This is a genomic window from Saccharomonospora halophila 8 (assembly GCF_000383775.1).
GTDB lineage: Bacteria > Actinomycetota > Actinomycetes > Mycobacteriales > Pseudonocardiaceae > Saccharomonospora > Saccharomonospora halophila.
The window spans coordinates 77,730-84,422 of sequence record NZ_KB912566.1; the positions used below are offsets into that span (position 1 = coordinate 77,730).

Consider the following 6,693-nt stretch of genomic DNA (forward strand, 5'->3'; position numbering starts at 1 on the left):
CGCCCGCTCCCGCGGCCTGTGGTGAGCGCGCCCGGCGGTCCCGACCGCCGGGCGCGGCGCCCCTCTCCCGGGGCGTCGGCGTCACGGTCGTGGAACGTCGACTCGCGGGCATCGGGTGGCGACTCGCGGATTCGGGACGGTGGTGTGGTGGGGGTCACCGTGGATTGTCGCTGGTCGGCGGGGTGTTTGTAGGGGGTCCACAACGTGGGTCGACGGACCCTGTGAGTGGGCGGCATCCCGGTCACCGGAGGCGACCAGGTTCCCTACGGGGGTGACCACCGCCCTACTCTGCCCCGGACAGGGGTCGCAGACCCCCGGAATGCTGTCCGCCTGGCTCGAACTCGACGGCGCGGAGGACCGGATCCGGCGCTGGTCGGCCCGCTGCGGGCTGGACCTGCTCCGGCTCGGCACCGAGGCGGACGCCGACGAGATCCGGGACACCGCCGTCACCCAGCCGCTGATCGTCGCGACCTCGCTGCTCGCGTTCGAGTACCTGCCACCCGCGGTGCGCTCCGACGGCTCGGTGGCCGGGCACTCGATCGGCGAACTCGCCGCCGCCGCGATCGCGGGGGGTCCTGTCCGCCGAGGACGCGGTCACCCTCGCCGCGGTGCGCGGCGCGGAGATGGCGAAGGCCTGCGCGGCCGAGCCCACCTCGATGGCCGCCGTGATGCTCGGCGACCCGGAGAAGGTCGTGGCGTGGCTGCACGAGCAGGGGCTGGAGGCCGCCAACCGCAACGGGGCGGGCCAGATCGTCGCCTCCGGCTCCGTCGAGGCGGTCGAACGGATCGTGGCCGAACCCCTCGACGGGCACGAAGGTGCGTGCGCTGAACGTCGCGGGCGCCTTCCACACTCCCTACATGGCCCCCGCCGAGGAGGCGCTGCGGACCCACGCGGCGGAGCTGACGACCGCGGACCCGGCGCGTGGCCTGCTGTCCAACGCCGACGGTGCCCCGGTCACCAGCGGCGCGGAGTACCTCGACCGGCTCGTGCGGCAGGTGACCCGCCCGGTGCGCTGGGACCTCACGATGCAGGGGCTGCGCTCCCTCGGGGTCGACCGGACGGTCGAGCTGCCTCCGGCGGGAACCCTGACCGGCCTCGTCCGCCGGGAACTGAAGGACGTGGTGACCGCCCCCGTCGCGGTGAAGACGCCGGACACGCTCGGGGACCTCGCATGACCGGCAGGCCGCCCGCGCTCACCCTGACCCACGGGGCTCCGGCCACGCGGGTGCTCGGCCTCGGCAGCACCCAGCCCGACCGGGTCGTCACCAACCACGACCTCGCCGCCCGGATGGACACCGACGACCAGTGGATCCGCGACCGGGTCGGGATCGTCGAGCGCCGCTTCGCCGACGAGGACGAGCAGGTGGTGGACATGGCCGTCACCGCCGGGGCCAAGGCGCTGGCCGACGCCGGGATCGCCCCCGCCGACGTGGACACCGTGATCGTGCCGAACTGCACGATGCCCGCCCCCATCCCGAACGCCGCCGCCCAGGTCGCCGACCGGATCGGCATCCCCGCGGCGGGTGCGTTCGACCTCAACGCCGCGTGCGCCGGATTCTGCTACGGACTGGGCATCGCCTCCGACCTGATCCGGTCGGGCTCGGCGGGCCGGGTGCTCGTCATCGGTGCGGAGAAGCTGACCGACGTGGTCGACCCGGACGACCGGTCGACCGCGATCATCTTCGCCGACGGTGCGGGCGCCGCACTGGTCGGCCCCGCCACCGACGCCGGGGTCGGGCCGGTGGCCTGGGGCAGCGCCGGGGATCTCGTCGACATGATCTACATGCGCGACAACCGCTACATCTTCCAGGAGGGACAGTCGGTGTTCCGCTGGGCGACCACGCAGGTGGCGCCGGTGGCGATGCGTGCGGCCGAGCTCGCGGGCGTCGAGCTGTCCGATGTCGACGTCCTGATCCCGCACCAGGCCAACCTGCGGATCGTCGAGGCCATCGCCAAGCGGCTGCGCGCGAAGGGCGCGCGGGAGGACATGGTGGTCGCCGACGACATCCGGTACTCGGGGAACACCTCCTCGGCGTCCATCCCGTTGGCACTGGACCACATGCGCGCCGCCGGAACCGTCGACAGCGGCGACGTCGTGCTGGCCGTGGGCTTCGGCGCGGGCCTGTCCTACGCGGCACAGATCCTGATCTGCCCGTGATACCACGGACGACGACGGCGTAAGGTCCGTCGCGACACCGGTGCGAAGCACCGACCGCAACACCGGTGCGAGAAGCACCGACCGCAACACCGGTGCGAGAGCACCGGATACACGAACCGGAAGGAACCGAAGTGGCAGACAAAGACCAGATCCTGTCGGGGCTCGCCGAGATCGTCGAGGAGGTCGCGGGCGTGGCCCAGGACGAGGTCGCCCTGGAGAAGTCGTTCGTCGACGACCTGGACATCGACTCGCTGTCCATGGTGGAGATCGCCGTCCAGGCCGAGGACAAGTTCGGCGTCAAGATTCCGGACGACGAGCTGGCCAACCTCAAGACCGTCGGCGACGCCGTGGACTACGTCGCGGCGAACTCCAAGTAAGCGTTCCGAACGCGCCTCTCGGGGAGACACCAGATGAGCAACACCGACGTCGTCGTCACCGGGATCGGTGCCACCACACCGCTCGGGCCGGACGTCGCGACCACGTGGGACGGCCTGCTCGCGGGCCGCAGCGGGATCCGGACCATCGAGGCCGACTGGGTCCAGCGGCACGACCTGCCCGTGAAGATCGGCGCCCCGCTCGCGGAGGAGCCGACCGAGAAGATCCCGCGTGTCCAGGCACGCAGGCTCGACCGGTGTGAGCAGGTTGCCCTCATCGCCGCACGGGAGGCGTGGGCGGACGCCGGGTTCGCGGAGTCGACCGACGAGTACGCCGAGGTCGATCCCGACCGGCTGGGTGTCTCCATCGGGTCCGGTATCGGCGGACCCGTCACCCTGCTCACCCAGGACGACCTCCTGGAGGAGCACGGCATCCGCAAGGTCTCCCCGTTGACGGTGCCGATGCTGATGCCGAACGGTCCGGCGGCCCACGTCGGGATCGATCTCGGGGCCCGTGCCGGGGTGCACTCCCCGGCCTCGGCGTGTGCGTCCGGTGCGGAGGGCATCGCGGTCGGTTATCAGATGATCGCCTCGGGCCGCGCCGACGTGGTCGTCGCCGGCGGCGCGGAGGCCTGCATCGCCCCGATCACCGTCGCCGGGTTCGCCCAGGCACGCACGGTCTCGACCCGCAACGACGACCCGGACCACGCGTCCCGGCCGTTCGACGCCGACCGCGACGGGTTCGTGCTCGGTGAGGGTGCGGGCACCGTCGTGCTGGAACGCGCCGACCGCGCCGCGGCCCGGGGTGCCCGGGTCTACGCGCGGCTGGGGGGTTACGGGATCACCTCGGACGCCTACCACATCACCGGCAACCATCCCGACGGGATCGGTCAGATCGCGGCGATGGAGCACGCCATGCACATGGCCGGCCTCCCGGCGGGCGAGGTCGGACACGTCAACGCGCACGCCACCTCCACGGTGGTCGGGGACGTCGGGGAGGCGGCCGCGATCCGGAAGGCCATCGGGGACGACCCGGTGGTCACCGCACCGAAGGGCGCCCTCGGGCACCTCGTCGGCGGTGCCGGCGCGGTGGAGGGCATCGTGACGATCCTGTCGCTGTACCACGGGATCGTGCCCGCCACCCGGAACCTGGCGACCCTCGATCCCGACGTGGCGCTCGACGTGGTCCGGGACGAACCGCGGAAGGTGGAACTCTCCGCGGCGGTGAGCAACTCGTTCGGGTTCGGCGGCCACAACACCGCGTTGCTGTTCACGACGGTGTGACAGTGCTGTGCACGACGGTGTGACAGTGCTGCGCACCGGCCGGTACGCGGGCGGGTGCCTCAGCCGACCTGGTGCAACCAGGTGACCGGGGCGCCGTCGCCCGCGTGCCGGAACGGCTCCAGCGCCTCGTCCCAGCTCGCGCCGAGCAGCTGATCCAGTTCGTGCGCGAGCGGCTCGCCCCCGCGACTGGCCGACACCAGGTGCCGAATCCGGTCTTCGGCGACGACCACGTCGCCGTTCGCGCTCGTACGCGCGTGCCACAGCCCGAGGCCGGGCGCGTGGCAGAACCGCTGCCCGTCCACACCGGAACTCGGTTCCTCGGTGACCTCGAAGCGCAGCATCGGCCACGCCTTCAGCGCGGACGCGAGCTTTCCGCCCGTGCCCGCGGGCGCGCGCCACTCACACTCGGCACGCAACTGCCCGGGTGCGGCGGGCTGCGCGGTCCACCGCAGGTCCACCCGGCCACCGAGCGTGCCGGAAATCGCCCACTCGACGTGCGGGCATACCGCAGACGGCGACGAGTGGACGTACACCACGCCACGAGTGCTCACTGCTGACCTCCGCTGTTCGACGAGGGGCGTCTTCCCCTACGACCTCGTCGGGAACGGATGGACCACCCGCGGCGACTCCCGCCACATTCTGCACCGCACTCACCCGTTTGGCCACACGAGCACCAGGATTCACACTCGCGTGGAACGGCTCCGGGCCCGGGAGTCGTCTCCCGGGCCCGGAGCCGGTGTCCGCACGCGGTACGCGGAACCGCCCGCGGGACAGGGTGTGCGGAATCCGCTCAGCGGGATCTCACCGGGTCCCCGCGCCGAGAGCGGTGGCGGCGGCGACGGTGTCCACCAGCCCGGTGCCCTTGTCGTAGCTGGACGTGTACCCGTCCACCTGCTCGTACGCGGCACCGTCGGTGTACTTGTGCGCCGTCGACTTGATCGCGTGCTCCACCTCGCCCGGCGTCGCCTGCGGGTCCGCCTGGAACAGCTGAGCGACGATACCGGTGACCTGCGGCGCGGCCATCGACGTGCCGCTCATGACGTTGTAGGTCGCCAGGTCGAGCGGGCCCGGGCCGTTCTCCGGTTGGGAGCTGGTGAGGCACAGGGCCTGGGTCGGCCTGCAGGCGGAGAGGATGTTCTCACCCGGCGCGGACACGTCCGGCCAGCTCTGCGGCTCGGAGGCGGCGCCCCGCGAGGAGAAGTCGGACACCGTGCCGTCGCGCGTGCCGGTTCCCTGGTCGTTGTAGGACGCCACCGAGAGCACGCCCGGGGTCGGGTCCTGCCCCGGCGGGTTGGACAGGTTCTGCGACCCGTCACCACCGTCGTTGCCGTTGGCCCAGACCGTGACCACACCCTCGGCCGCCAGTGCGCGCTGGAGCTTCACCGTCGCCGAGTTCGGGTCGAACTCCCCGCCCCCACCGGGTCCGTAGGAGTTGTTCACCACCTTGATCGGCGGGCACTCCCGCGCGGAGACGTCCGCACCGCACGGGGCCTCGTGGTTCTCCAGGACCCAGTTCAGCGCCGCGTCACTGCCCAGGATGACCAGCGCGGCTCCGGTCGAGATCGAGACCACCGACGAACCCGGCGCCGAGCCACCGACACGGGTGTCGGCGGAGAGCTCGTAGTTCCGTCCCGCCGCGATGCCGGTGACGTGGGTGCCGTGCCCGCCGAGGGAGAGCGTGTCGGTGTCCAGGGTGGTCGGAAGGTCGACCACGCAGTCGGTGCCCGTCTGTTCCGCGGTGCACAGACTCTTCAGGTTGCGCACGACCCGGCTGTCGCCGTCGGCGTCCCGCAGCGCGGGGTGCAGGGGGTCCACCCCGGTGTCGATGACCGCGACGCCCACCCCGGAGCCGTCCAGATTCGTTCCGTCCGCACCGGTCAACGACTGCTGCGCGGAGCGGCTGCGGGTGGCTTCCGTTCCGGAACTGGCGAACGTCTCGATCGGGTCGTTGTTCTCCAGGTACGTCACCCCCTCGGCCGATCGCAGCTCCTCGACCCGGTCCGCGCTGCCGGACGCGGCGACCACGCCGATCCGGTCGAACGAGGTGATCTTCGTGAGCCCGGCGTCGCGCACGGCGTCGTCCGCGGCCGCCGTGTCGACACCGTGCACCAGAACGGTGACCGGCGCCGTGTCCTCCACCGTGGACAACACCGCACCGAGAGTGTCGGAGACCGGCGTGAGCAGCCCGTCACCGTCGTCTCCGGCGGCCAGCGGCGCGGCGATCGTCGCCGTCGCCAGACCCGCCGTCACCGTCAGGGCCGTGGCGGACACCGCGATCACCAGTGACCGCGGGCCCCGACCCGCCCGTAAGCGCATTCCATCCTCCAGAACCCGGAAAACATTCCGCAATCTACTTTGGAGTAGCACTCAACTAGGTGACAGCAATCACTGTCAATGGTTACTTTGCGCGCACACTGCCCGGCGATACCGGCCGAGCTCGGCTATAAACACGGCAGGAGGCCCGAGACCTGGGACTTCGCCCGGATCCCGCCGGTGGCCCGTCACAGGGAGGCGCAGTGCGACTCATCCGATTCCCCGCCCGTCCCGCCCGCGTCTCCGACGACGTCCGCGCGTCCCTGGCCGCCCTCGGGCGGGGCGGGGAGGTGGTCGGCGGGGTTGGTCTGCTCGGCGTGCGACCTCCCGGGCTGGAGACCGACCTCGACGCGCTCCTCGTGCTGCCGCACGGGGTCGTGGTGGTCGTCGGTGTGGACCTGCCCGCCCCGGCGCTGACCCTGCGGGCCCCGCTGCACGGGGCGTGGGAGGCCGACGGCTGGCCCCTCGCACCCGGCGGGCCCGTCGGGAAGACCCGCACCGGGGACACCCCGCCGGAGAATCCACAGGACCGGGCGGACGGCCCCGCGACCGACCCCACCACC

At 72.1% G+C, this 6,693-nt stretch carries 5 protein-coding genes and 2 pseudogenes; 5 read left to right on the forward strand and 2 right to left on the reverse strand.

The features are described 5' to 3' along the window. Positions 1–319: 319 nt before the first annotated feature. The 4 genes and pseudogenes from SACHA_RS22495 (at position 320) to SACHA_RS0115550 (ending at position 3,817) form a co-directional block, all read left to right on the forward strand. Positions 320–1,176: pseudogene (locus SACHA_RS22495) on the forward strand (ACP S-malonyltransferase). Continuing rightward, the gene (locus SACHA_RS0115540; RefSeq protein ID WP_019811193.1) at positions 1,173–2,159 is read left to right on the forward strand and encodes a beta-ketoacyl-ACP synthase III; all 987 of its coding nucleotides are present in this window, start codon (positions 1,173–1,175) and stop codon (positions 2,157–2,159) included. Before SACHA_RS22495 ends, SACHA_RS0115540 begins: the two are co-directional and overlap by 4 nt. A 131-nt stretch (positions 2,160–2,290) precedes the next feature. Then, the gene (locus SACHA_RS0115545) at positions 2,291–2,536 is read left to right on the forward strand and encodes an acyl carrier protein (RefSeq protein ID WP_007024696.1); all 246 of its coding nucleotides are present in this window, start codon (positions 2,291–2,293) and stop codon (positions 2,534–2,536) included. Between the two features lie 33 nt (positions 2,537–2,569). Continuing rightward, entirely contained in the window at positions 2,570–3,817 is a 1,248-nt protein-coding gene (locus SACHA_RS0115550; RefSeq protein ID WP_019811196.1) for a beta-ketoacyl-[acyl-carrier-protein] synthase family protein, read from the forward strand. Between the two features lie 59 nt (positions 3,818–3,876). On the opposite strand, the gene SACHA_RS0115555 is transcribed toward SACHA_RS0115550, so the two are convergent. Both SACHA_RS0115555 and SACHA_RS0115560 read right to left on the reverse strand, forming a co-directional pair. Next, the gene (locus SACHA_RS0115555) at positions 3,877–4,368 is read right to left on the reverse strand and encodes a DUF3145 domain-containing protein (RefSeq protein WP_028663233.1); all 492 of its coding nucleotides are present in this window, start codon (positions 4,366–4,368) and stop codon (positions 3,877–3,879) included. A gap of 250 nt (positions 4,369–4,618) precedes the next feature. Continuing rightward, complete coding sequence (locus SACHA_RS0115560; protein ID WP_028663234.1) at positions 4,619–6,133, reverse strand: S8 family serine peptidase; 1,515 nt, start codon at positions 6,131–6,133, stop codon at positions 4,619–4,621. 200 nt (positions 6,134–6,333) lie between these two features. On the opposite strand from SACHA_RS0115560, the pseudogene SACHA_RS25655 reads away from it, so the two are divergent. Then, positions 6,334–6,693, forward strand: a pseudogene (locus tag SACHA_RS25655) (hypothetical protein); the annotation flags it as partial.

Coding starts and splice junctions, on each gene's coding strand:
- SACHA_RS0115540 (WP_019811193.1), top strand. CDS start 1,173: ATGACCGGCAGGCCGCCCGCGCTCACCCTGACCCACGGGGCTCCGGCC.
- SACHA_RS0115550 (WP_019811196.1), top strand. CDS start 2,570: ATGAGCAACACCGACGTCGTCGTCACCGGGATCGGTGCCACCACACCG.
- SACHA_RS0115560 (WP_028663234.1), bottom strand. CDS start 6,133: ATGCGCTTACGGGCGGGTCGGGGCCCGCGGTCACTGGTGATCGCGGTG.